Source organism: Pseudomonas sp. Z3-6, assembly GCF_051131985.1.
GTDB classification, from domain to species: Bacteria; Pseudomonadota; Gammaproteobacteria; order Pseudomonadales; family Pseudomonadaceae; genus Aquipseudomonas; species Aquipseudomonas zanjanensis.
In genome coordinates this window covers 4,937,610-4,963,098 of the sequence record NZ_CP071644.1, presented here as the reverse complement: position 1 = coordinate 4,963,098, position 25,489 = coordinate 4,937,610, and the positions used below count along the sequence as shown (strand labels likewise).

General features: G+C 64.5%; 13 protein-coding genes. 8 read left to right on the top strand and 5 right to left on the bottom strand.

Going from position 1 to position 25,489, the window contains the following annotated elements; genetic code table 11:
- Nucleotides 1–59: 59 nt before the first annotated feature.
- Nucleotides 60–13,064, top strand: a complete 13,005-nt coding sequence (locus J3P88_RS21385) for a non-ribosomal peptide synthetase (protein ID WP_434571491.1) — start codon at nucleotides 60–62, stop codon at nucleotides 13,062–13,064.
- Nucleotides 13,065–13,280: 216 nt separating this feature from the next.
- A complete protein-coding gene (locus J3P88_RS21380; RefSeq protein ID WP_434571489.1) occupies nucleotides 13,281–14,093 on the top strand; it encodes an alpha/beta fold hydrolase in 813 nt (270 codons plus the stop codon).
- Between the two features lie 165 nt (nucleotides 14,094–14,258).
- Here the strand turns inward: J3P88_RS21380 and dsbG are convergent, their stop codons facing one another.
- From dsbG to dsbD, 3 genes are read right to left on the bottom strand one after another with little or no spacing between them, the layout of a single operon-like run.
- The gene (gene dsbG / locus J3P88_RS21375) at nucleotides 14,259–15,026 is read right to left on the bottom strand and encodes a thiol:disulfide interchange protein DsbG (RefSeq protein WP_186705317.1); all 768 of its coding nucleotides are present in this window, start codon (nucleotides 15,024–15,026) and stop codon (nucleotides 14,259–14,261) included.
- Nucleotides 15,002–15,871 (bottom strand): TlpA family protein disulfide reductase, encoded by an 870-nt coding sequence (locus tag J3P88_RS21370; RefSeq protein WP_186705316.1) that lies wholly within the window; start codon nucleotides 15,869–15,871, stop codon nucleotides 15,002–15,004. The genes dsbG and J3P88_RS21370 overlap by 25 nt, the downstream gene beginning before the upstream one ends.
- Nucleotides 15,871–17,598: a protein-disulfide reductase DsbD gene (gene dsbD / locus J3P88_RS21365; protein WP_434571487.1), complete on the bottom strand. Its 1,728-nt coding sequence runs from the start codon at nucleotides 17,596–17,598 to the stop codon at nucleotides 15,871–15,873. Before dsbD ends, J3P88_RS21370 begins: the two co-directional genes overlap by 1 nt.
- A 175-nt stretch (nucleotides 17,599–17,773) precedes the next feature.
- Here dsbD and J3P88_RS21360 point away from each other — a divergent pair, with 175 nt between their 5' ends.
- The 5 genes from J3P88_RS21360 (at nucleotide 17,774) to J3P88_RS21340 (ending at nucleotide 22,412) form a co-directional block, all read left to right on the top strand.
- Nucleotides 17,774–18,454: a response regulator gene (locus tag J3P88_RS21360; protein ID WP_186705314.1), complete on the top strand. Its 681-nt coding sequence runs from the start codon at nucleotides 17,774–17,776 to the stop codon at nucleotides 18,452–18,454.
- Nucleotides 18,451–19,785: an ATP-binding protein gene (locus J3P88_RS21355; protein ID WP_434571484.1), complete on the top strand. Its 1,335-nt coding sequence runs from the start codon at nucleotides 18,451–18,453 to the stop codon at nucleotides 19,783–19,785. Before J3P88_RS21360 ends, J3P88_RS21355 begins: the two co-directional genes overlap by 4 nt.
- Before the next feature lie 284 nt (nucleotides 19,786–20,069).
- Nucleotides 20,070–20,591, top strand: a complete 522-nt coding sequence (locus J3P88_RS21350) for a GNAT family N-acetyltransferase (protein WP_434571482.1) — start codon at nucleotides 20,070–20,072, stop codon at nucleotides 20,589–20,591.
- A 96-nt stretch (nucleotides 20,592–20,687) separates the two neighbouring features.
- Nucleotides 20,688–22,100 carry an aspartate aminotransferase family protein gene (locus tag J3P88_RS21345; RefSeq protein WP_434571480.1) on the top strand — a complete coding sequence of 471 codons (1,413 nt, stop codon included), beginning with the start codon at nucleotides 20,688–20,690 and terminating at the stop codon, nucleotides 22,098–22,100.
- A gap of 84 nt (nucleotides 22,101–22,184) precedes the next feature.
- Complete coding sequence (locus tag J3P88_RS21340; protein ID WP_018605637.1) at nucleotides 22,185–22,412, top strand: MbtH family protein; 228 nt, start codon at nucleotides 22,185–22,187, stop codon at nucleotides 22,410–22,412.
- 121 nt (nucleotides 22,413–22,533) lie between these two features.
- Here the strand turns inward: J3P88_RS21340 and J3P88_RS21335 are convergent, their stop codons facing one another.
- Nucleotides 22,534–23,433 carry a LysR family transcriptional regulator gene (locus J3P88_RS21335; protein ID WP_186705310.1) on the bottom strand — a complete coding sequence of 300 codons (900 nt, stop codon included), beginning with the start codon at nucleotides 23,431–23,433 and terminating at the stop codon, nucleotides 22,534–22,536.
- Between the two features lie 103 nt (nucleotides 23,434–23,536).
- On the opposite strand from J3P88_RS21335, the gene J3P88_RS21330 reads away from it, so the two are divergent.
- Nucleotides 23,537–24,382: a type 1 glutamine amidotransferase domain-containing protein gene (locus J3P88_RS21330; RefSeq protein WP_186728152.1), complete on the top strand. Its 846-nt coding sequence runs from the start codon at nucleotides 23,537–23,539 to the stop codon at nucleotides 24,380–24,382.
- A 132-nt stretch (nucleotides 24,383–24,514) separates the two neighbouring features.
- On the opposite strand, the gene ppsR is transcribed toward J3P88_RS21330, so the two are convergent.
- Nucleotides 24,515–25,333 carry a posphoenolpyruvate synthetase regulatory kinase/phosphorylase PpsR gene (gene ppsR / locus J3P88_RS21325; protein ID WP_003199510.1) on the bottom strand — a complete coding sequence of 273 codons (819 nt, stop codon included), beginning with the start codon at nucleotides 25,331–25,333 and terminating at the stop codon, nucleotides 24,515–24,517.
- Nucleotides 25,334–25,489 lie beyond the last annotated feature (156 nt).

The following is a 25,489-nucleotide window of genomic DNA, read 5'->3' as shown; positions in this document are numbered from 1 at the left end:
CCGCCGCTATCCGTTCCATGGGGGACAACTTGCAAGCCGAATTCAGGCAGGAACCCCCCATGACCGACGCGTTCGAACTCCCCAGCACCCTGGCTCATGCCCTCCAGCGCCGCGCCGCGCTGACGCCGGACCGGGTGGCCCTGCGCTTCCTTGCCGACACCCCCGGGCAGGGTGTGGTGTTGAGTTATCGCGACCTGGACCTGCGCGCCCGGACCATCGCCGGCGCCTTGCAGGCCGAAGCGGCGCTGGGCGATCGCGCCGTGTTGCTGTTCCCCAGTGGCCCGGATTACGTCGCGGCATTCTTTGGCTGTCTCTACGCCGGGGTGATTGCCGTGCCGGCCTATCCGCCGGAATCCACTCGTCGCCACCATCAGGAGCGACTGTTGTCGATTCTCAAGGACGCCGAGCCGCGCCTGCTGCTCACCAGCAGCGACCTGCGCGAGCTGCTGCAAGCCATCGAATCGGCGCCACCGGTAGTGTGCGTCGATACCCTCGACCCGGCCCGCGCCGGACAATGGCGGATGCCGATGCTGCAGGACAATGACATTGCCTTCCTGCAATACACCTCCGGTTCCACTGCATTGCCCAAGGGCGTGCAGGTCAGCCACGGCAACCTGGTGGCCAACGAATTGCTGATCCGCCATGGCTTCGGCATCGACCTGAACCCCGACGATGTGATCGTCAGCTGGCTGCCGCTGTACCACGACATGGGCCTGATTGGCGGCCTGTTGCAGCCAGTGTTCAGTGGCGTTCCCTGTGTATTGATGTCCCCGGCTTATTTCCTGGCCCGCCCCCTGCGTTGGCTCGAAGCGATCAGCGAGTACGGCGGCACCATCAGCGGTGGTCCGGATTTCGCCTACCGGTTATGCAGCGAGCGGGTCAGTGATTCAGCCCTGCAGCGTCTCGACCTGAGCGGCTGGCGCGTGGCCTATTCCGGCTCCGAGCCGATCCGCCTCGACACCCTGGAGCGTTTTGCCGAGAAGTTCGCCCCGTGCGGCTTCACGCCCGGTAATTTCATGGCCTCCTACGGCCTGGCCGAAGCGACCTTGTTTGTCGCCGGCACGCCACGCCACCACGGCATTCCTTCGCTGCGGGTGGTTGATGCGGCGCTGGCGCAAAACCGGGTCGAGCCGGGGCAGGGCAGCGCGGTGATGAGTTGTGGTGTCAGTCAGCCCGGGCACGCGGTGCTGATCGTCGAGCCGGCGACGTTGCAGCCACTGGCCGACAATCAGGTCGGTGAGGTCTGGGCCGCCGGGCCGAGCATCGCGCTGGGTTATTGGCGCAACCCTGAAGCCAGCGCCAAGACTTTTGTCCAGCACGACGGCCGGACCTGGCTGCGCACCGGTGACCTGGGGTTCCTGCGCGGCGGCGAACTGTTCATCACCGGGCGCCTGAAAGACTTGCTGATCGTGCGCGGGCACAACCTTTATCCCCAGGACATCGAGCAAACCATCGAGCGTGAAGTGGAAGTGGTGCGCAAGGGCCGGGTGGCGGCGTTCGCAGTCAACGACGGCGGTGAGGAAGGCATCGGTATCGCCGCAGAAATCAGCCGCAGCGTGCAGAAAATCCTGCCGCCGGAAGCCCTGATCAACGTCATTCGCCAGGCGGTGGCCGAGGCCTGCCAGCAAGCCCCGAGCGTGGTGGTGCTGCTCAATCCCGGCGCGTTGCCCAAGACCTCCAGCGGCAAGTTGCAGCGCTCGGCCTGCGGCACCCGATTGGTCGACGGCAGCTTGGACAGTTATGCCCAGTTCCCCTCAGCCGAAGTAACCCCATCAACCGAAGTCACCGTGGCGGATGAGTCCGCGCAGTCCTGCCGATTGCAAACCCTCATCGGCCAGGTCTGGCGAGAGCAATTACAGGTCGAGCACGTCCAGGCTGATGATCATTTTTTCCTGCTGGGCGGTAACTCCATCGCCGCCACCCAGGTGATTGCGCGATTGAGTGAAACCCTCGGGCTGGCGCTCAACCTGCGCCTGCTGTTCGACGCCCCGACCCTGGCCGCGTTCGCGGCAGCGGTGGCGAACCAGCAGCAGGACGGCGGCCAGGCCCAGGGCGCGATCAGCGCGTTGCCGCGCCACGTGCCACTGCCGCAGTCCCTGGCGCAGAACCGTTTATGGATGACCTGGCAGCTTGACCCGACGAGCCGCGCCTACAACATTCCCGGTGGCTTGCACCTGCGCGGCGAGTTGGACGAAGACGCTTTGCGCGCCAGCTTCCAGCGACTGATCGAGCGTCATGAGTCCCTGCGCACTCGGTTCCTGGAACGCGATGGCGTGGCCCTGCAACAGGTCGATCCGGTCGGCGAGTTCGAGCTGCATGTCATCGACCTTGGCGACCTGCCTGCCGACTCGCGCGCAGACCGGGCGCGACAGGTTCGAGAAGACGAGGCGGCCACGCGGTTCGATCTGGAGACGGGACCGCTGCTGCGGGTCACCCTGTTGCGTCTCGACGAGGATGATCACCAACTGTTGGTGACACTGCACCACATCATCGCCGACGGCTGGTCGATGAATGTGTTGATCGAAGAATTCTCCCGACTGTACGCCGCGCTCTCCCAAGGTCAGGACGTTGCGCTGGCACCATTACCCTTGCAGTACGCCGACTACGGCAGTTGGCAACGCCAGTGGCTGGCCGAGGGCGAGGCCGAGCGTCAACTGAGCTATTGGAAGCAGCAACTGGGCGCTGAACATTCGGCCCTGATGTTGGGCACGGATCATCCACGCAGCGCTCAACGCCAACGCAGCGCCGCGCGGCACAGTTTGCGCCTGGACAAGGACCTCGGCGAAGCCCTGCGCCAAGTGGCCCAGACCCATGACGCGACGCCGTTCATGCTGTTGCTGGCCGCCTTCCAGGCGCTGTTGCAGCGTTACACCGGGCAATCCGACTTGCGCATCGGTGTACCCAACGCCAACCGTCCGCGCCTGGAAACCCAGGGGCTGATCGGCTTCTTCATCAACACCCAGGTCCTGCGTGGGCAGGTCGATTCCCGCCAACCGTTCGCCGCGCTGCTGGCCCAGGCCCGCGAAGCCACGCTGGGTGCCCAGGCTCACCAGGACCTGCCGTTCGAACAGTTGCTCGAAGCGTTTCCCGAGGCGCGCGAGCACGGCTTGTTCCAAGTGATGTTCAACCACCAGCAACGTGACCTGAGCGCCTTGCGACGCCTGCCGGGGCTGCTCGCCGAAGCGTTGCCGTGGCACAGCCGCGAAGCCAAGTTCGACCTGCAACTGCACAGCGAAGAAGATCGCAACGGTCGCTTGACCCTGTCGTTCGACTACGCCGACGAATTGTTCGAGGCGACGACCATCGCCCGCCTGGCGGAGCACTACTGCAACCTGTTGCGGGCGGTCTGTGCCGATCCGCAGCAAGCCATCGGTGACGTGCCGCTGTTGACCGCCGATGAGCACCGCCAACAGCAACAGTGGAGCGCGGCCCCGTGCGCGCCGGCCAGTCAATGGCTGCCGGAACTGTTGAACGAGCAGGCCCGCTGCACGCCGCAACGGATCGCGTTGCGCTGGGACGGTGGTCAACTCGATTATGCCGAGCTGCACGCCCAGGCCAATCGCCTGGCCCATTACCTGCGGGACAAGGGCGTTGGCCCGGATGTCTGCGTGGCGATTGCCGCCGAGCGCTCGCCGCTGTTGCTCATTGGTGTGCTGGCCATCATCAAGGCCGGCGGCGCCTATGTGCCGCTGGATGCGGACTACCCGGCCGACCGTCTGGCCTACATGCTTCAGGACAGTGGCGTCGATCTGTTGTTGACTCAAACCGCATTGCTGGAGCGTTTGCCGGCGTGCGACGGCGTCAGTGTGATCGCCATGGACGCCCTGCACCTGGAGCAATGGCCGAGCAACCCGCCGGGCCTGCACCTGCACGGCGATCACCTGGCCTACGTGATCTACACCTCCGGTTCCACCGGTCAGCCCAAAGGCGTCGGCAACACCCACGCGGCCCTGGCCGAGCGCCTGCAATGGATGCAGGCGACCTACGGGCTGGACGCCAGCGATGTGCTGATGCAAAAGGCCCCCATCAGTTTCGACGTGTCGGTCTGGGAATGCTTCTGGCCGCTGATCACTGGCAGCCAACTGGTGCTGGCTAGCCCCGGCGAACACCGTGACCCGCACCGCATCGCCCAGTTGGTGCAGCAGTTTGGCGTCACCACGCTGCACTTCGTGCCGCCGCTGCTCAGCCTGTTCATCGATGAACCCCTGAGTGCCCGCTGCACCAGCCTGCGCCGGCTGTTTTCCGGCGGCGAAGCCTTGCCGGCCGAGTTGCGCAACCGGGTGTTGGCGCAACTGCCGTCGGTACAGTTGCACAACCGCTACGGCCCGACCGAAACCGCGATCAACGTCACCCATTGGCAGTGCACCGAAGCCGATGGCGAGCGCTCGCCCATCGGCCGTCCCTTGGGCAACGTCTTGTGCCGGGTGCTCGACAGCGACCTCAATCCGGTGCCGGCCGGTGTCCCGGGCGAGCTGTGCATCGGCGGCCTGGGCCTGGCCCGGGGTTACCTCGGACGTCCGGGCCTGAGCGCCGAGCGTTTCGTCGCCGACCCCCTGGGCCCGGCCGGGGCGCGGTTGTACCGGACTGGCGACCGCGCCCGTTGGAGCGCCGACGGTGTGATTGAATACCTCGGCCGCCTCGACCAGCAGGTCAAGCTGCGCGGCTTCCGAGTCGAACCGCAGGAAATCGAAGCGCGCCTGCTGACCCAGGACGGCATCGCCCAAGTGGCGGTGCTGGTGCGCGACACTTCGGCCGGCCCGCAACTGATCGGCTATTACACCGCCCCGGATGTCGCTCAAGGTCAGGACGAGTTGAATAGTCGACTCAAGGCCGCCCTGGCCGCCGAGCTGCCGGACTACATGGTGCCCGCCCAACTGCTGCGCCTGGACGCCATGCCCCTGAGCCCGAGCGGCAAGCTCGACCGTCGCGCCTTGCCCGAGCCGCAATGGCAGGTGCGCGAGCACGTCGAGCCGGTCAGCGCCCTCGAACAGCAAATCGCCGGCATCTGGCGCGATGTGCTGGGACTGGTGCGTATCGGCCTGCGGGACGATTTCTTTGCCCTCGGCGGCCATTCGCTGCTGGCGACCCAGATCATTTCCCGCACTCGCCAGGCCTGTGACGTGGAACTGCCGTTGCGGGCGCTGTTCGAGGCCAGTGAATTGGGAGCCTTCGCCGAACAGGTGCGCTTGATCCAGGCCAGCGGCCAGACCAACCGCCAGCCAGCCATCGAGCAGGTCGACCGCAGTCAACCGGTGCCGCTGTCGTATTCCCAGCAGCGCATGTGGTTCCTCTGGCAAATGGAGCCGGACAGCCCGGCCTACAACGTCGGCGGCATGGCGCGCTTGCGCGGGGTACTGGATGTCGGGCGCTTCGAGGCGGCCTTGCAGGCATTGATCCTGCGTCACGAAACCCTGCGCACCACGTTCCCGAGCGTCGACGGCGTGGCCCGCCAACAGGTGCACAACGAGACGGGCCTGCGCATGGACTGGCAGGACTTCTCGACACTGGCCGCCGACACGCGCCAACAGCGGGTGCAGCAACTGGCGGACAGCGAGGCCCACCAGCCCTTCGACCTGGAAACCGGTCCGCTGCTGCGAGCCTGCCTGGTCAAGACCGCCGAGCATGAGCATTACTTTGTCCTGACGTTGCACCACATCGTCACCGAAGGCTGGGCGATGGACATTTTCGCCCGGGAACTGAGCGCGCTGTACGAAGCCTTTGTCGACGACCGCGAATCCCCGCTGGAACCGTTGCCGGTGCAATACCTCGACTACAGCGTCTGGCAGCGCCAGTGGCTGGAGTCCGGTGAGCGTCAGCGGCAGCTGGATTACTGGACCGCGCAACTGGGCCGCGAACACCCGCTGCTGGAGCTGCCCGGCGACCGCCCGCGTCCGTCCGTGCAAAGCCATCGTGGCGAACTGTTCCGTTTCGATCTGAGCGATGAACTGGCGGCGCGGGTCCGCGCCTTCAATGCGCAACAGGGCCTGACCCTGTTCATGACCATGACCGCCGCCCTGGCGGTGCTGCTTTACCGCTACAGCGGCCAGACCGACCTGCGCATCGGCGCGCCGGTGGCCAACCGTATCCGTCTGGAAAGCGAAGGGCTGATCGGTGCGTTCCTCAACACCCAAGTGCTGCGTTGCCAACTCGACGGGCAAATGTCGGTGGGCGAATTGTTCGAACAGGTCCGCCACACCGTCATCGAAGGCCAGTCCCATCAGGACTTGCCGTTCGATCATCTGGTGGAAGCCCTGCAACCACCGCGCAGTGCGGCCTACAACCCGCTGTTCCAAGTGATGTGCAACGTGCAGCGCTGGGAGTTCCAGCAGAGCCGCACGCTGGCCGGCATGAGCGTCGACTACCTGGTCAACGACGCCCGGGCCACCAAGTTCGACCTCAACCTGGAAGTCACGGATCTGGACCAGCGCCTGGGTTGCTGCCTGACCTACAGCACCGACCTGTTCGACGAGCCGCGCATCGCGCGCATGGCCGGGCATTGGCGTAACCTGCTGGAAGCGTTGCTGGACGATCCGGCCCGCCGGTTGAGCGAGCTGCCGTTGCTGGAGGCTGGCGAGCAGCAACAATTGCTCGACAGCCTGGGCGTCGAGCCCGGTGAGCATCGCCTCGACCAATGCATCCATGAACTGTTCGACGAACAGGCCCGGGCGCGTCCCGATGCGCCGGTCCTGACCTTCGCCGGGCAGACCCTGACGTATGCGCAACTGGACAGCCGCGCCAATCGCCTGGCCTGGCACTTGCGCGAGCGAGGCGTCGGACCGCAGGTGCGGGTCGGCCTGGCCCTGGAGCGTTCGCTGGAAATGGTCATCGGCCTGCTGGCGATCCTAAAGGCTGGCGGTGCCTACGTGCCGCTGGATCCGGAATACCCACTGGATCGCCTGCACTACATGATCGAAGACAGTGGCATCAGCCTGTTGCTCAGCGATCGGGCGATGCTCCAGGCCCTGGGTGCTTTGCCCGAGGGCGTGGGCTGCTGGAGCCTGGAAGACGACTCGGCGGCCTTGGCCCACTACCCGGACCACCCGCTGCCGTTGATCAACCTGCCGCAACACCAGGCGTACCTGATCTACACCTCCGGCTCCACCGGCAAGCCCAAGGGCGTGGTGGTGTCCCACGGTGAAATCGCCATGCATTGCCAGGCGGTGATCCAGCGCTTTGGCATGCGCCCGGACGATTGCGAGCTGCATTTCTATTCCATCAACTTCGACGCCGCCACCGAACGCCTGTTGGTGCCGTTGCTCAGTGGTGCCCAAGTAGTGCTGCGTGCCCAAGGCCAGTGGGACGCCGAGGAAATCTGCGGGCTGATTCGTCAGCATCGCATCAACATTCTCGGCTTCACCCCCAGCTATGGCAGTCAGTTGGCGCAGTGGTTGGCTACCCAAGGGCAGACGTTGCCGGTGCGCATGTGCATCACCGGCGGCGAAGCCCTGACCGGCGAGCATTTGCAGCGCATTCGCGCGGCGTTCAGCCCGAGCCTGTTCTTCAACGCCTACGGTCCGACCGAAACCGTGGTCATGCCGCTGGCGAGCCTGGCCCCCGAGCAATTGGAGGAGGGCGCGGCCAGTGTGCCGATTGGCAGCGTGGTTGGCGCCCGGGTGGCCTACATCCTCGACGCCGACCTCGCGTTGGTGCCACCAGGCGCCACGGGTGAGTTGTACGTCGGCGGTGCTGGCCTGGCCCAGGGTTATCACCAGCGTCCGGGCATGACCGCCGAGCGTTTTGTCGCCGACCCGTTCGCCCCCGAAGGCGGACGCTTGTATCGCACCGGCGACCTGGTGCGCCAGCGTGCCGACGGTCTGGTGGAGTATTTGGGACGGATCGACCATCAGGTGAAAATCCGTGGTTTCCGCATCGAACTGGGGGAAATCGAAACCCGCCTGCTGGAACATGAGGCGGTGCGCGAGGCCGTGGTCCTGGCTCTCGACCTGCCGGGCGGCACGCAACTGGCCGGCTACCTGGTGAGCGACATCGCCAGCCAGGACGGCGAGCAACAAGCGACCCTGCGCGACGCCTTGAAAAACCACCTCAAGGCCCAACTGCCGGACTACATGGTGCCCACGCACCTGATCCTGCTGGCGAGCATGCCGCTGACCGCCAACGGCAAGCTCGACCGCCGCGCCTTGCCGCTGCCCGATCCTGAACTCAATCGCCAACACTACGTGGCGCCGAGCAATGCCCTGGAGCAGACCCTGGCGGCGATCTGGTGCGACGTGCTGAACGTGACGCAGGTGGGCCTCAACGATAACTTCTTCGAACTGGGCGGCGATTCGATCCTGTCGATCCAGGTGGTCAGCCGCGCCCGGCAACAGGGCATTCATTTCACGCCCCGGGACTTGTTCCAGCACCAGACCGTACAGACCCTGTCCGCCGTCGCCACGCGCAGCCAGCAGGTGCACGCCGAACAGGGCCTGGTGCAGGGTGAGTCCGGGTTGACGCCGATCCAGCATTGGTTCTTCGACCGCCCGATGCCCAACCGGCATCACTGGAACCAGGCGTTGCTGCTGGAGCCGACCACGGCCCTGGACCCGCAACCACTGGAACAGGCCCTGCACGCGATCTTCCAGCACCACGATGCCTTGCGCCTGGTCTTTGGCGAAACCGCCGGGCACTGGCGCGCCGAGCACCAGCCGCTGTCTGACGCCGTGCTGTTGCAGCAGGTATCCGTGGACACCGCGCAAGCGTGCGAAGCGTTGTTTGCCCAGGCGCAGAGCCGTTTCAATCTAGCCACCGGGCCGCTGCTGCATGCCGTGTTGGCGCAAACGCCGGATGGCCGGCAACGGTTGCTGATTGTCATCCATCACCTGGTGGTGGACGGTGTGTCGTGGCGGGTGCTGATGGACGACCTGCAAACCGTCTACCGCCAGCTCGTCGCCGGGCAAGAGATGCAATTGCCGGCCAAGACCAGCCCGTTGCGCGACTGGGCCGCGCGTTTGCAGGCCTACGCCGGCAGCGAATCCCTGCGCGAAGAACTCGGTTGGTGGCAAGCGCAGTTGAGCGGTGCGCACGTCGCGCTGCCATGCACGAACCCCGAGGGGGGACGCCAGGAGCGTCACGCGCAAACCGTCAGCGTGCGCCTGGACGCCGAGCGCACTCGGCAGCTGCTGCAACAGGCGCCGAGCGTCTACCGCACCCAGGTCAATGACCTGCTGCTCACGGCGCTGGCTCGAGTGTTGTGCCGATGGAGCGGCCATGATTCGGCCCTAGTCCAGCTCGAAGGCCACGGCCGCGAAGCGCTGTTCGAAGACCTCGACCTGACCCGCACCGTGGGTTGGTTCACCAGCGTCTACCCCGTGCGCCTGACTCCCGCGAGCGAAAGCGTCAGCGGTTCGATCAAGGCTATCAAGGAGCAGCTGCGCGCGGTGCCCCACAAGGGCCTCGGTTATGGTGTGCTGCGCTACCTGGCGGATGCGGCGACTCGCGAGGCGATGGCCGGCCTGTCGCACGCGGCGATCACTTTCAACTACCTGGGCCAGCTCGACCAGACCTTGGGCCAGGAGGCGCTGTTCCAGCCGCTGGATGCGCCGCTGGGGGCGATCCATGATCCCGCCGCGCCACTGCCCAATGAGCTGAGCGTCGACAGCCAGGTCAGCGGCGGCGAGTTGGTGTTGCGTTGGACCTTCAGTGCCGAACGTCATGAGCGCGAGACCATTGCTACGCTGGCCGAGGCCTACCTCGATGAGTTGCAACGCCTGATCGAACACTGCCTGACGGACGAGGCGGGCGGCCTGACGCCTTCGGACTTCCCCCTGGCGAAGCTGACCCAGGGCCAGCTCGACAGCCTGCCTGTGCCGGCCGCGCAGATCGAAGATGTCTATCCGCTGACGCCCATGCAGGAAGGCATGCTGCTGCATACCTTGCTGGAGCCGGGCACTGGCCTGTACTACATGCAGGATCGCTACCGCATCAACAGCGAACTGGACCCGCAGCGCTTCGCCCAGGCCTGGCAGGCGGTCATCGCTCGCCACGAAGCCTTGCGAGCCTCGTTCTGCTGGAACGTTGGCGAAGACATGCTGCAAATCATCCACAAGCCCGGCCGCACGCCAGTGGACTATCTCGACTGGTCCGAGGTGGCCGAAGACGCCCAGGAAGCCAAGCTCCAGGCCTTGCTCAAGGATGAGCGCGAGGCCGGTTTCGATCTGTTGAACCAGGCCCCGTTCCACTTGCGGTTGATCCGGGTCGGCGCGGCACGCTACTGGTTCATGATGAGCAATCACCACATCCTCATCGATGCCTGGTGCCGTTCGCTGCTGATGGACGATTTCTTCGAGGTCTACACCGCCCTGGGCGAACAGCGCGAACCGCGGTTGGCCGTGCCGCCGCGCTATCGCGACTACATCGGCTGGCTGCAGCACCAGAGCCTGGACGAAGCCCGGCAGTGGTGGAAGGACAACCTGCAAGGTTTCGAGCGGACCACGCCGATCCCTGGCGACCGGCCGTTCCTGCGCGAGCACGCCGGTGACAGCGGCGGCATGATCGTCGGCGACTGCTACACCCGCCTCGACGTTCGGGACGGTACGCGGCTGCGGGAGCTGGCCCAGGCCCATCAACTGACGGTCAACACCTTCGCCCAGGCGGCGTGGGCCCTGGTACTGCGCCGGGTCAGCGGCGACCGCGACGTGTTGTTCGGTGTCACCGTGGCCGGGCGCCCGGTGGAGTTGCCGCAGATGCAACGCACCGTGGGGCTGTTCATCAACAGCATCGCCTTGCGCGTGCAGATGACCGAGGTTCATCAGCGCTGCAGCGTGCGCCAGTGGCTCAGCGATTTGCTGGACCGCAACATGCAACTGCGCGAGTACGAATACCTGCCGTTGGTGAGCATCCAGGAAGTCAGCGAACTGCCCAAGGGCCAGCCGCTGTTCGACAGCTTGTTCGTGTTCGAGAACGCGCCGGTGGAAGTCTCGGTGCTGGATCGCGCCCAAAGCCTCAACGCCACTTCAGACTCGGGTCGTACCCACACCAACTTCCCGCTGACGGCGGTCTGCTACCCGGGAGACGACCTGGGGCTGCACCTTTCGTACGACCAGCGCTACTTCGATGAAAGCACCGTCCAAGGCCTGCTGGGCGAGTTCAAGCGGCTGCTGCTGGCGCTGATGGAGGGCTTGCACGGCGATATGAGCGAGCTGCCGCTGATCGGTGTCGAAGAACAGGATTTCCTGATCGAAGGCTGCAACCGGAGCGAGCATGCTTATCCGCTGGAGCAGAGCTACGTCGAGTTGTTCGAGGCGCGGGTCGCGGCCCATCCGCAACGCCTTGCGGTCAGTTGCCTGGACGCGACCTACAGCTACGCCGAGTTGAATGCCCGCAGCAACCGCCTCGGTCACGCCCTGATTGCGGCCGGTGTCGGTCTGGATCAGCCGGTGGCGCTGCTGGCCGAACGAGATGCCGAGTTGCTGGGCATGATCATCGGCAGCTTCAAGGCCGGTGCCGGTTACCTGCCGCTGGATCCCGGCCTGCCAAGCCAGCGCTTGAGCCGCATCATCGAGTTGAGTCGTACGCCACTACTGGTTTGCACCCAGGCCTGCCAGGCCCAGGCACTGGCCTTGTTGGATGAGTTCGCCTGCTCCGGGCGGCCGAAGCTGCTGGTATGGGAAAGCGTCCAGGCCGGCGACTTTTCGCCGCAAAACCCTGGCGTCTACAGCGGGCCGGACAATCTCGCCTACGTGATCTACACCTCCGGCTCCACCGGCCTGCCCAAAGGCGTGATGGTGGAACAACGGGGCATGCTCAACAACCAACTGAGCAAAGTGCCTTACCTGGCGCTGAGCGAGGCGGATGTGATCGCCCAGACGGCTTCCCAGAGCTTCGATATTTCGGTCTGGCAGTTCCTTGCCGCGCCGTTGTTCGGCGCCCGGGTCGACATCGTGCCCAACGCCATCGCCCACGATCCGCAAGGGCTGCTGGGGCATGTGCAGCAGCAGGGCATTACCGTGCTGGAAAGCGTGCCGTCGCTGATCCAGGGCATGCTCGCCCAGGAACGCATCCGTCTGGACGGCCTGCGCTGGATGCTGCCCACCGGCGAAGCGATGCCGCCGGAACTGGCTCACCAGTGGTTGTTGCGCTACCCGGACATCGGCCTGGTCAACGCCTACGGCCCGGCGGAATGCTCCGACGACGTAGCGTTCTTCCGCGTCGATCAGGCGTCGACCCGTGGCACTTATTTGCCGATTGGCACGCCCACCGACAACAACCGTTTGTATCTGCTCGACGGCGCGCTGGACCTGGTGCCGCTGGGCGCGGTGGGTGAGTTGTGCGTGGCGGGCACCGGGGTCGGGCGTGGTTATGTCAGCGATCCGTTGCGCACTGCCCCGGTGTTTGTGCCGAACCCGTTCGGGGCGCCGGGGGAACGGCTGTACCGCACCGGCGACTTGGCGCGGCGGCGCAGCGACGGGGTCTTGGAATACGTCGGGCGCATCGACCATCAGGTGAAGATCCGCGGCTACCGCATCGAGCTGGGGGAAATCGAGGCTCGGTTGCATGAGCAGCCGGAAGTGCGCGATGGCGCGGTGGGCGTGCAGGAGGGGGTTAATGGCAAACATCTGGTGGGCTACCTCGTGGCCACCGACTCGGCGCTGAAACCCGCCGAACGCCTGGACCGTATCAAGCACCGCCTGCGGACCGAACTGCCGGAATACATGGTGCCGCTGCACTGGCTGTGGCTCGATCGCTTGCCCCTCAACGCCAACGGCAAACTGGACCGCAAGGCCTTGCCGGCCCTGGAGATCGGCCAGTTGCACAGCCAGGACTACCAGGCCCCCGGCAATGAGCTGGAACAGACCCTGGCCGACATCTGGGCCCAGGTGCTGAAAGTCGAGCGGGTAGGGGTACGGGACAACTTCTTCGAACTGGGCGGCCATTCCTTGCTGGCGACGCAAATCGCCTCACGGGTGCAAAAGGCCCTGCAACGCAATGTGCCACTGCGGGCAATGTTCGAGTGCGGCACGGTGCAGGAACTGGCCGAGTACATCGATGGGCTGGCGGCAAGCGAGATCACTGAGGAGAAGGTGGATCGGTTGAATGACCTGATGGCGGAGTTGGAGGGGTTGTAGTTTTGCGGTGTCTGTAGTGGCCTCATCGCGGGCAAGCCTTGCTCCCACAGGAATCGGCTGCGAACAGATTATCTGTGTTCGAGCTTCAACCCTGTGGGAGCAAGGCTTGCCCGCGATGGCATTGCCCGGACATTGCCAAGCCCAAGGTTGACGCCTCGCGCCTGGCGGCTCAGTCTCCCCAGGGCTTTTTTCCAGATTCAAACAAGGAGGTCACCGATGCCGTTTGCAATGATCGACGGACAACCGCTCCATTACCTGGACCAGGGTCAAGGCCCGGTGGTGCTGCTGGGCAGCAGCTATCTGTGGGACCACAGCATGTGGGCGCCGCAGATTGACGTTTTGTCGAAGCACTACCGGGTGATCGTTCCGGAATTATGGGGCCACGGCCAGTCCGGACGCTTGCCAGAAGGCATGTCCTCCCTGGACGACCTGGCCCGCCAGACACTGGCATTGATGGATCACCTGAATATCGACTGCTTCAACCTGGTCGGGCTTTCAGTGGGCGGGATGTGGGGCGCGCGGCTGGCACTGGCGGCGCCCGAGCGTGTGCAGTCGCTGGTATTGATGGACACCTACGTCGGCGTCGAGCCGGAGCCGACCCGGCTTTACTACTTCTCGCTGTTCGACAAGATCGAAGCCAGCGGCAGTATTCCCGAGCCGTTGCTGGACATCATCGTGCCGATCTTCTTCCGGCCGGGTATCGATCCGCAGTCAGCCCTCTACCGGCAGTTCCGCGCCACCTTGGCCGCGTTGCCGAGCGAGCGCCTGCGCGACAGCGTCGTGCCGCTGGGACGGATCATTTTTGGCCGGGACGACATCCTGCCGCGCCTGCATGAGCTGGATGCCAAGCGCACGCTGGTGATGTGCGGCGACCAGGACAAGCCGCGTCCACCGTCCGAGGCGTTGGAAATGGCCGAGCTGATTGGCTGTTCCCATGTGCTGATTCCCGAGGCTGGACATATTTCCAACCTGGAGAATCCGGAATTCGTGAGCGAGGCGTTGCTGGAGTTCCTGGCGCGCAAGCACTGACTGTTGGCTAACCGTGGCGAGGGAGCTTGCTCCCGCTGGGCTGCACAGCAGCCCCAAAAAAACCAATGCGGTGAATCTGACGAACCACAGCAGGAGATCCAAGGGCTGCTTCGCACCCCAGCGGGAGCAAGCTCCCTCGCCACAAGAGCCGTTTTGGACTTTGGACTACTTCGGCCCGAGAATCTTCACCAGCTTGTCCGGCGACGGCGCGCCTTGCTGCTGTTGCAGGTCGCCTTTTTCATCCAGGTAGAAAATCGCCGGGGTGGCGGACAGTTCCAGTTCGTCCATCAACTGCTGGTTGGCGTCCAGTTTGGCCTGGATGGCGGGTGGGATGTCCTTGAGCGGTTTGAGCGGGCTGCCCTTGCCGGCCTTTTCATGCTCGGCCAGGGTTTTTTCCGGGTCCTTGGCGGCCAGCAAGGCAGCGGATTTACCCGGGCTGTCTTCGCGGATGATGCCCACCATGATGTGGCGCAACTGCACCTTGCCAGCCTTGACCCAAGGCCGGGCCTGTTCCCAGAACATGTTGCAGTACGGGCAGTTCGGGTCGCTGAACAGGTACACCGTGCGCGGTGCGTCCTTGTTGCCGTCGGCGATCCAGTTGCTGGCTTCCATCTTTGCCCAGATTTCCTTGGCCATCGGGGCGTAGACCAGTTTTTGCAGCGGTTCGGCGCTCAAGTCCTTGCCGTCGGCGTCGTACAGGTTGCCCAGCAGGACGTGCTGCCCGTCCGGGGTCAGGTACAGCGCCATCCCGCGGTTCTGGTATTGCGCCGCGTAACCGCGCAACCCGTCCGGGGCCTCGAAGGTGCCGACGATTTTCGCGCCCTTGGCTTCGATCTTCTTGATGGCCGCAGGCAACTCTTCGGCCTGGAGCAGCGGTGACTGCAACAGTGCGGCGGCAACGGCCAGGGTCAGCAGGTGGCGGAGGCGGGGCATGGCGGTTTCCTTGTGGCGGAGTGGGGCGTCGTAGGCGAGTCGGGCGTTTCGAAGTGTTCCAGGGCGCGGGCCAGGCTCGCTTCCGACAGTTCGCCCAGGTGGCTGCCCAGCAGGCGGCCGTCGGCGCTGTAGAACAGGGTAGTTGGCAGGGCCATGGAACCCACGGCCTGGCCGAGGCGGCCGCTGCCATCGAACAGAACATTGGTCAGGCTCAGGCCTTGGGTGGCCAGGTAGGTACTGACGCTTTGCATGCTTTCGGCCTGGTTGACGAACAGGAAGGTCAGGTCCGGGCGCTGTTGCTGGGCTTCTTCCAGCACCGGCATTTCTCGTCGGCAAGGCGGGCACCAGGTGGCCCACAGGTTGATCACCAGAGGGCCGCCCTGGTAGTCGGTGAGCTTCACGGTCTCGCCGTCGGCGGTGCGCAGGTTTATCTCGGGCAGCCGGGTGCCTTGTTCATAAATCGTCAACGACATGGTCGCCACCAGCCAGAACAGCAAGCCACTGCCGACACCGAAGCCCAGCGGTCGGCGCAAGGCCGGGCGGCGCCGGGCCCACAGCAAGGCGCCGACCAGCAGCGCGACAATGCCCGGCCAGGCCAGGAAGCCGCCGTCACGCAGGTCGACGATCTGCCACGGGTCGTCCCGGTAATGTTGCCAATAGGCGACAACAAAACCGACCCGTGCGGCCAAAAGGCCCAGCACGAACAGCACGAATAGCACCGACTCGGGGTTCTCGCCCCCGCGCTTGGCCACCCGCCAGCCGACGAAGGTCGCCAGGGCCAGGGCGCTGATCAACAACAAATGATTGAGGGCGATGGCAAAGGTGCCCAGGGTGAACGTCAGCATCAGCGTGCGTCTCGGGTGAGGTTCCAGCGCTCCAGGAAGGCCTTGGCGTCGACTTCCCCGGTGATCCGCTGGCTGCGGCGCTCTTCACCGTCGGCACCAATCCACAGCAGGCTCGGCGGCCCAGGCACTTGGTAACGGCTCAGCAACTCGCGGCTGGCGGGGCTGTCGGCGGTGACGTCGAGGCGCAAGAGGCGTACACCGTTCAGGGCGTTGAGCACCTCGGCGCGGCCGAATACCTGCTTTTCCATGATCTTGCAGGACACGCACCAGTCGGCGTAGTAGTCCAGCAGCACCCATTGGCCCTGGACCTTGGCGGCGTCCAGTTCCCGTTGCAGGGCGGCGGGCTCGCTGACGGTGACGAATGCGTCGTGGGCACTGACGTTCGCACTGCCCTCGCTGGCGGCGTACACCTTCAGGGGCTGGAAGAAATCATCGCCACCGCCCGCTGCGCCAATCACCAGCAGGCTGCCCCACAGGCCGAACAGCAACGAGGCGCTGCCGCAGACATAGGCGATGCGACCGAACCCTTCGGTCTGGCGCCAGGCGCTGTAGGCGGCGATCAACAACAGCACGCCCCACAGGCCGACCCACAGCGAGCCGTCGATGATCGGGCGAATCATCAGCAGCGCGGTGCCGAGGAACAGGAAGCCGAACACACCCTTGAGCAGGTTCATCCAGGCGCCGGGCTTGGGCAGGAAGCGGTTGCCCACGGTCACCAGCAGCAACAACGGCAGGCCCATGCCAATGCCCATGGTGAACAGGATCAGCCCACCGTGCAACGCATTGCCGCTCTGGGCGATATACAGCAGCGCACCGGCCAGCGGGGCGGTCATGCATGGGCCCACCAGCAGGCCCGACAGGGCGCCGAGCACGCCGGCGCCTACCAGGCTGCCACCGCGCCGCTGGCGCCCGGCGTTTTCCAGGCGATCGCGCAGGGCGGCCGGCAATTGCAATTCGAAGAAACCGAACATCGGCAGCGCCAGCAACACGAAGATGGCCGCGAAGCTGCCCAGCAGCCACGGTTGTTGTAGCAACGCTTGAAGGTTGGCCCCCAGCAGTGCGGCGAGCACGCCCATGGCGGCGTACACCAGGGCCATGCTGATCACGTAGCTGCCGGCCAGCGCCAGGCCACGTCTCGGTCCGGCACCGCTGCCCACCACCAGCCCGGCCAGGATCGGCAGCATCGGCAGCGAACAGGGCGTGAACGCCAGCAGCAGGCCCAGGCCGAAGAACACCAGCAGGCTCCAGCCCAAGGCCCGTTGCTGCAGGCCGCTGGCCAGGGCCTGGTCCGGCGCCTCGTCGGTGGTCGCCGCCGGTGCGCTGCCGCCCAAGTCGACGACTTGGGTCTGGGGTGGGTAGCACAGGCCAGCGTCGGCACAGCCCTGGAAGCCCACCTTGATCTTGCCCGTGGCGCCGGCGGGTATCTTCAGTTCCAGCGCCTGGCGATAGACTTGCTGGTCGCCGAAAAACTCGTCGCTGTGGGCTTCACCCTCAGGCAGCTTGGGTTTTTGCGCCTCGGCCAGGCCATCGAACTTGAGCCGTTGCTGATAGAGGTAGTACCCATCGGCGATCTGCCAGAACAGCTGGGTTTCACCGGAGTCCAGGCGTTCGGAGGTGAACACGAACGCCTTTTCCACCGGCAGGAAATCGGGTTTGGTTTCGAAGGGATTGGCGGCCTGGGCCAGGCCCGAGATCAGGAACAGCCACAAAAAAAACAATCGACGCATGGACAGAGCCTTAGAACGAAGCATGTGGAAAGCACAATGGCGACTGGCGATTAACCGTCGATTAACCCGGCGACGACCGGCAGGCAGCAATGATCGCCCATGTTGGCCATAGTCGTCGCATAATGTCGGCTTAATCGGCCGGCGGCCTAATGTACCTTTTTCAACGGGGCTTTCCATGCGCGTACTGGTCTGCGAAGACGATGAGTTGATTGCCAGCGGGATCGTTGCCGGCCTCACGGCGCAGGGCCTGACGGTCGAGCACGTGGCCACCGCATCGGCGGCGCGGGCGATGGTCGGCGTGGCGGAGTTCGATGTCATGGTGCTGGACCTGGGATTGCCCGATGAAGATGGCCTCAAGCTGCTCAAGCAATTGCGCCAGCAGGGGCTGGAGACGCCGGTGCTGATCCTCACCGCCCGCGACTCGGTGACCGACCGGGTCGACGGCTTGCAGGCCGGCGCCGACGACTATCTGCTCAAGCCCTTCGACCTGCGCGAGCTTGCGGCGCGCCTGCACACGTTGCTGCGGCGCGTGGCGGGGCGTAGCGTCAACCTGATCGAGCACGGTCGCCTGACTTACGACCCCAGCAGTCGGGAAACCACCCTCGACGGCCAGCCGGTGGATCTGTCCCGGCGTGAGCAGTCGCTGTTGCAGGCACTCTTGCACAGTCGCGGCCGGGTGTTGTCCAGCGAGCAACTCAAGGACAGTGTCTACGGATTCAACGACGAGCTGGAAAGCAACGCCCTCAACGTCCATATCCATCACCTGCGGCGCAAGTTGGGCAACGGCATTGTCGAGACCGTGCGTGGCCTGGGTTATCGCCTGGGGCCGGCCGACGGCGCAGAGTCCTCCAAGTGATAAGCCTGCGACTGCGCCTGAGCCTGACCCTCGGCGCGGCCTTTGCCCTGATCTGGGCCCTGGCCGCGGCGTGGATGCTCAGTGATCTGCGCAACCAGATGATGTTCTCCCTCGACCAGCGCCTGGTGGCCTCGGCGCGGATGGTGGCCGGGTTGCTGGAGCAACTGCCGCCCTTGCCGACCAAGGGTGACGGCACGCATTTCAGCGCCGAGCAACTGAGCATTCCCGGCGGCATGGCCTGCCAGGTCAGCTCTTTGCGCGGCGAGATCCTGGCCCGCAGCCACGGCACCCCGGAACAGGCCCTGGAAGCCGAAAAAATGGGCTTCCACGACCAGATGATCGACGGCGCGCCCTGGCGCAGCTTCACCCTGGCCCGGGGCGACTTGCGCATCACCACCGCCGACCGCCAGATCGAACGGGAAGCCTTGAACATGTCGGTGTTGCTGGCCGCCTCGGTGCCGGTGGGGGTGGCGCTGCTCGGTTGCCTGTGCCTGTTGTGGCTGGGCATCGGCCAGGGCCTGGCACCGCTCAATCGCATGCGCGATGCGCTGATGCGGCGCAATGCCGATTCCCTGGAGCCCTTGCAGATCCATCCGCTGCCCAGCGAGTTGCAGCCGTTGCTGGAAACCCAGAACCAATTGTTCCAACGCATCGGCAAGGCCATCGAGCGCGAGCGACGACTGACCGGCGACGCCGCTCACGAACTGCGCAGCCCGTTGACCGCCATCAAGACGCACCTGCAAGTGGCGCGCATGACCGAAGGGGTTGCCCGCGACCAGTCCCTGGCCCGGGCCGAAGAGGGCGCCGACCGCTTGCACCGCACCCTTGAACAGTTGCTGTTGCTGGCGCGGGTCGAAGGCAGCCTGTCGTTCGACGATGGCGTGCACTGCAACGCCGAGCAGGTCGCGCGGTTGGCGATCCAGGACTCTGCCGGCTGTGAGTCCCGGCGCATCAAGCTACACCTGGCCCCAGGGCTGTCCGACGCACCCGTGCAGATGCCGGCGGTGCTCTCCATTGCCGCCTTGCGCAATCTGCTGGATAACGCCCTGCGCCATACCCCGGACGATAGCGATGTGGAATTGAGCCTGGAAATGATCGGCCAGCGCGTGCGCTTCCAAGTCCGCGACCATGGCCCCGGCATCGCCGCCGACGACATCCAGCACTTGACCCAGCGCTTCTGGCGCAACGGCCAGAGCACCGGCTGCGGACTGGGGCTGGCGATTGTCCAGGCCATCGTCCAGCGTTGCGGCTGTGGCCTACATTTCGACAGCCGCCCGGATGGGTTGCGGGTCGAATTGACGATGCCGGTGCAGGCAACCGTTGTTAAGTAGGTGATTGCGTGGCGAGGGAGCTTGCTCCCGCTGGACCGCGAAGCGGGCCCAAATCCGCCGCCGCGGACTACCAGGCTCACTGTGTCCTCTGGCTTTAGGGCTGCTGCGCAGCCCAGCGGGAGCAAGCTCCCTCGCCACAATGAGCCAGGCTAGGTCCCAAGAGCATCGGTAATCTCTCGGCATGGTCGTTGTACATCTGCTGTAACGACCTGCCATTGGCGCACTGGCGTTATCCGGGTCTATGTTTTTTTCAGCTCGACTCAAGGACTGAGGAAAACCGCGCCATGGACACCTTCATTGAAATCTGCACGGCCACGCCCAGCGATGCCGGCATCATCAGCCGGATCGCCGAGCGCTCCATCCGGGTCGGGTGTGCCGCCGAACACCGCAACGATCCCACTGTCGTGGCCGCCTGGGTGCGCCACAACACTCTCGCGCATATTCGCCCCTGGCTGATCGACCCACGGTTGCGCCTGACCCTGGCACGCTTGCAGGGACGCCCGGCGGGTGTCGCCATGGCCACGGCCAGTGGCCGGATCGCCTTCTGCTACGTGCAGCCAGAATCCTTCCGCCGGGGTGTCGGCCAGGCGCTGGTGGGAGACATCGAGACCTGGCTGCGCGGGCGCGGGGTGGCCCGGGTGCGCCTCAACAGCACCCGTTCCAGCCAGGCCTTCTATCGACACCTGGGCTTCGAGCAAAGCGCCGAGGCCTTTGCCCTTGGCGGGGTCAAGGCCGTCGCGATGCACAAGCCACTGATCGCGCCGACGGCGAAAGTGCAGCCCGAGAGTAAATCCCCCCGTGGCTGATGCGTCTCCACAACAGGAAACCTGCATGTGCGCCCCGACCGGATGCGCACCTGCCCGGTGTGCCGTTTGGGTCACTACCTATTGCGGGGTCGAGAGATGTCAGTCGCCAACAGCCTTATCGAAGCACAGCCGGCGCGGGTCAGCCCCGTGCCGGCCGAGACGCTCTACCAGTTCAATGAGTCGCCGCTGCTGGCTCGCCAGAGTCGGCAGGAGTCCAATGCCCGCAGCTATCCACGGCGGATCCCCCTGGCCCTCAAGCGCGCCAAGGGGTTGTACGTCGAGGACGTTGAAGGCCGCACCTTCATCGATTGCCTGGCCGGTGCCGGCACGCTGGCGCTGGGCCATAACCACCCGGTGGTGATCGAAGCGATCCAGCAGGTGTTGGCCGATGAGTTGCCGTTGCACACCCTGGACCTGACCACGCCGGTCAAGGACCGCTTCGTCCAGGATCTGTTCGGCCTGTTGCCGGCGCCGCTGGCTGCCGAGGCGAAGATCCAATTCTGCGGACCCACCGGGACCGACGCGGTGGAAGCTGCCCTCAAACTGGTGCGCACCGCCACCGGACGCAGCACCGTGCTGTCGTTCCAGGGCGGTTACCACGGCATGAGCCAGGGCGCATTGAGCCTGATGGGCAGCCTGGGACCGAAGAAACCCTTGGGCGCCTTGCTCAGCAACGGCGTGCAGTTCATGCCGTACCCCTACGATTACCGCTGCCCGTTCGGGCTGGGCGGTGCCGAGGGCGTCAAGGCCAATCTGCATTACCTGGAAAACCTGCTGCACGACCCGGAGGCCGGCGTGCAATTGCCAGCGGCGATCATCGTCGAGGTGGTGCAGGGTGAGGGCGGGGTCATTCCCGCCGACCTGGACTGGCTGCGCGGCTTGCGGCGAATCACCGAGCAGGCCGGGGTGGCGTTGATCGTAGACGAAATCCAGAGCGGCTTCGGCCGTACCGGCAAAATGTTTGCCTTCGAACATGCCGGGATCATCCCCGACGTGGTCGTGCTGTCCAAGGCCATCGGCGGCAGCCTGCCGCTGGCGGTGGTGGTTTACCGCGATTGGCTCGACACCTGGCTGCCGGGCGCTCACGCCGGCACCTTTCGTGGCAACCAGATGGCCATGGCCGCCGGTTCCGCAGTGATGCGCTACCTGCAAGAGCACGACCTGCCGGCCCATGCCGCGGTCATGGGCGAACGCTTGAGCGAGCACCTGCACATCCTCCAGCGGGACTTCCCGCAACTGGGCGATATCCGCGGTCGCGGGCTGATGCTCGGCGTTGAACTGGTTGATCCGGCGGGCAAGCGGGATGCCCTGGGTCATCCGCCGGTACACGCACAGCTGGCGCCACGCCTGCAACGCGAATGCCTCAAGCGCGGGCTGATCCTGGAACTGGGCGGTCGGCAGGGTAGCGTGGTGCGGTTCCTGCCACCGTTGATCATCACCCGGGCGGAAATCGACCGGGTCGCCGAGATTTTCGGGCGAGCCCTGCAGGCGGCGATCACCGACCGTTAATTTTCACCCGACCCCATACGTTCCTTTCATATCCTGGCTGCGCATGTGATGCAGCGAACCTCGAGCATAGATGGAGAGACACCCATGACTTCAGTATTCGACCGCGAGGACATCGTCTTTCAGGTCGTGGTCAACCACGAAGAACAGTATTCGATCTGGCCAGACTACAAGGCCGTGCCCGAGGGCTGGCGCACCGTTGGCAAGAGCGGCTTCAAGAAGGAATGCCTGGCCTACATCGAAGAAGTCTGGACCGACATGCGCCCGCTGAGCTTGCGCAAGAAGATGGAAGAGCAGGCGGCAGTGCTTAACTAAGCCGATATGGAATGCTCTTTTGTGGGAGCGGGCTTGCTCGCGAAGGCGGTCTGTCAGTTAGCCAATTATTGCCTGACACGCCGCCTTCGCGAGCAAGCCCGCTCCCACATGTTGCGTGTGTTCAAGATTCACCCATCAAAAAATCAATCAACGCCCGTGCCGCCGCTGGCAATTGCCGATGGGGCGGATAGATGATTGAAAACGGTCGGCTGCGCCCGCCAACGTCTTCCAGCAACACCACCAATTCCCCGCGCTCGATTCGCTCCCGGACGATGAATTCATAAGTCTGGCAGATCCCCATCCCGGCCTGGGCCAGGGACACGATACCCAATACATCGTCGGACACCTGGACATTGCCCGCCGGCAGCCATTCCCGATCTTGCTGGTTTTCGCGAAATAGCCAAGGTGCGATGCGTCCGCTGCTGGGCATCACGAAGGGCAGGCAGGCGTGGGCCGCCAGTTCATCGACGTGCCGGGGCGTTCCGGCGCGTGCCAGGTAGTGCGGCGCGGCCACCAGGCAAAGGCGGGCGTCTTCGAGCTTGCGGCCGACCAGCCCGCTGTCCGGCAATGGCCCGAGGCGGATCGCCAGGTCATACCCCTCGGCCACCAGATCGACATTACGGTTGGTAATGCTCAGCTCGACCCGAACCTGTGGAAAAGCCTGGATGAAACGCGACAGCAGCGACGGCAGGCGGTAATGGCCGTAGGTGGTCGGCACGCTCAGGCGCACGCGACCGCTCAGGACGCCGTCCTGGCCTTGGATTCGCCGCTCCGCATCGTCAATCAGGGCAAAGGCCGAGCGAGATTGTTCCAGGTACAACGTGCCGGCATCGGTCAGGTTCAGCCGCCGGGTCGTACGACGCAACAGTTGCACGCCGAGCCGGGCTTCGAGGCGGGAGATGGCGCGGCTCAGGACCGAAGGCGTGGTTCCCAGCGCCACGGCGCCAGCGCTGAGAGTGCCTTTTTCCACGACCGTGACGAAGGCTTCCACGTCGGCCAGATGATCGAATCGACGGGGCATTGTTGCCTCCAGAGGCCAGGTGATGTTCCGGGCGGCCAGTTTATCGCCGCTAAGCGCATCAATACAGTGAGCGCATCTTTTATCGATGCGTCCTGGAGTCATCATGAAAAAACTCACTACCTTGGCAACGTCTGTCGTTCTAGCAGGCATCAGCGTCGCGGCCCATGCCGATAACGTGCTGGTGGTCCTGTCGGACGCCGATCATCTGGACCTGAAAAATGGCCAGGTCTTCTCCACCGGGTTCTACCTCAACGAATTGCTGCAACCGGTGAAACTCTTGCTGGAGGCGGGTCACCAGGTGACGTTCGCAACGCCCGAGGGCAAGGCGCCGACGCTGGACCGTTCCTCGGTGGACAAGATGTATTTCAACAATGACTCGGCGGAGCTGGAGCGTTACCAGGCGTTATTGGGGCAGTTGAAGATCACGTCGGCCAAGGACTCACCGGTGATCAGCCTGGCCCGTGTCGAGCAGATCGGCCTGGACCGGTTCGATGCCCTGTACATCCCAGGCGGGCATGCACCGATGCAGGATTTGCTCACGAGCGCGCCGTTGGGGCGGGTGCTGACGCATTTTCATGACCAGGGCAAGACCACCGCGCTGGTCTGCCATGGTCCGATCGCGTTGCTGTCGACCATGACCGATGCCCAGGGCTTCGTTGGCCAGTTGGCAGCCAAAGGCCAAGCCTCGGCCAAGGCCGGCTGGATCTATGCCGGGTACAAGATGACGGTGATCAGCAATCAGGAGGAAGAATTGGCCAAGGGGCTGCTAGGTGGCGGGAGCATGAAGTTCTATCCGCAGAATGCGTTGGAGCAGGCGGGCGGCCAATACAGCAGCAACACATCACCCTGGACGTCCCATGTGGTCATGGATCGTGAGTTGATCACCGGCCAGAACCCGGCGTCGGCGCTGGAGGTGGGGAAGGTGTTGGTCAAGCGGTTGAAACATTGATCCACCAAACACCGCAACCCCTGTGGGAGCGGGCTTGCTCGCGAAGACGGCGGAGCAGTCAACATTGATATTGCCTGACACACCGCTTTCGCGAGCAAGCCCGCTCCCACAGGTTTTATGGTGTACTGAGGATTACTTGAACCTCCGCTCCACCCCTTTCTCCACCAGGATCTTCGCCGAAATCTCTTCCACGGAAAAATGCGTGGAGTTGATATGGGGAATGTTCTCCCGCCGGAACAGGTTTTCCACCTCGCGCACTTCGAATTCGCACTGGGCGTAGCTTGAATAACGACTGTTGGGCTTGCGCTCGTTGCGGATCGCGGTGAGGCGGTCCGGGTCGATGGTCAGGCCGAACAGCTTGTGCTGGTGGGCGCGCAGGGCGCTGGGCAGTTGCAGGCGCTCCATGTCGTCTTCGGTCAGCGGATAGTTGGCCGCGCGGATGCCGAATTGCATCGCCATGTACAGGCACGTCGGTGTCTTACCACAACGCGACACACCCACTAGGATCAGGTCGGCCTTGTCGTAATAATGCGTGCGGGCGCCGTCATCGTTGTCCAGCGCGAAGTTGACCGCCTCGATCCGCTCCATGTAGTTGGAGTTGTGGCCGATGGAATGGGACTTGCCGACCGAGTAGGAAGAATGCTCGCTCAGTTCCTGTTCCAGGGGCGCCAGGAAAGTGGAAAAAATATCGATCATGAAACCATTGGACGTTGCGAGAATCTCACGGATGTCCTGATTGACGATGGTATCGAAGATGATCGGGCGGAAACCGTCGGTTTCGGCGGCTTTATTGATTTGCTGTACCATGGCCCGCGCCTTGTCGACGCTGTCGATGTACGGACGTATGAATTTGGCGAAGGTAATGTTTTCGAACTGTGCCAACAGGCTTTGGCCTAGCGTTTCGGCCGTGATGCCGGTGCCGTCGGAGATAAAGAAAGCAGATCGTTTCATTTGCGCCTTGGGCCTTAAGCTAGTGAGCTAGTGACGATTCTTGGATATGATAGGCGCGATTTGCCGGCCACCATTGGCCCGCATTCTCACTTATTTTCCAGGTCCAGGCCATATCGCCGGCAAGCGCTCCCCTGGAGCCGCCGGTGCCTTGAGCTT

Bases quoted from the DNA above. Each gene is read 5' to 3' on its own strand.
- J3P88_RS21385 (WP_434571491.1), top strand. From the start codon at position 60: ATGACCGACGCGTTCGAACTCCCCAGCACCCTGGCTCATGCCCTCCAG.
- J3P88_RS21380 (WP_434571489.1), top strand. From the start codon at position 13,281: ATGCCGTTTGCAATGATCGACGGACAACCGCTCCATTACCTGGACCAG.
- dsbG (WP_186705317.1), bottom strand. From the start codon at position 15,026: ATGCCCCGCCTCCGCCACCTGCTGACCCTGGCCGTTGCCGCCGCACTG.
- J3P88_RS21370 (WP_186705316.1), bottom strand. From the start codon at position 15,871: ATGCTGACGTTCACCCTGGGCACCTTTGCCATCGCCCTCAATCATTTG.
- dsbD (WP_434571487.1), bottom strand. From the start codon at position 17,598: ATGCGTCGATTGTTTTTTTTGTGGCTGTTCCTGATCTCGGGCCTGGCC.
- J3P88_RS21360 (WP_186705314.1), top strand. From the start codon at position 17,774: ATGCGCGTACTGGTCTGCGAAGACGATGAGTTGATTGCCAGCGGGATC.
- J3P88_RS21350 (WP_434571482.1), top strand. From the start codon at position 20,070: ATGGACACCTTCATTGAAATCTGCACGGCCACGCCCAGCGATGCCGGC.
- J3P88_RS21345 (WP_434571480.1), top strand. From the start codon at position 20,688: ATGTCAGTCGCCAACAGCCTTATCGAAGCACAGCCGGCGCGGGTCAGC.
- J3P88_RS21340 (WP_018605637.1), top strand. From the start codon at position 22,185: ATGACTTCAGTATTCGACCGCGAGGACATCGTCTTTCAGGTCGTGGTC.
- J3P88_RS21335 (WP_186705310.1), bottom strand. From the start codon at position 23,433: ATGCCCCGTCGATTCGATCATCTGGCCGACGTGGAAGCCTTCGTCACG.
- J3P88_RS21330 (WP_186728152.1), top strand. From the start codon at position 23,537: ATGAAAAAACTCACTACCTTGGCAACGTCTGTCGTTCTAGCAGGCATC.
- ppsR (WP_003199510.1), bottom strand. From the start codon at position 25,333: ATGAAACGATCTGCTTTCTTTATCTCCGACGGCACCGGCATCACGGCC.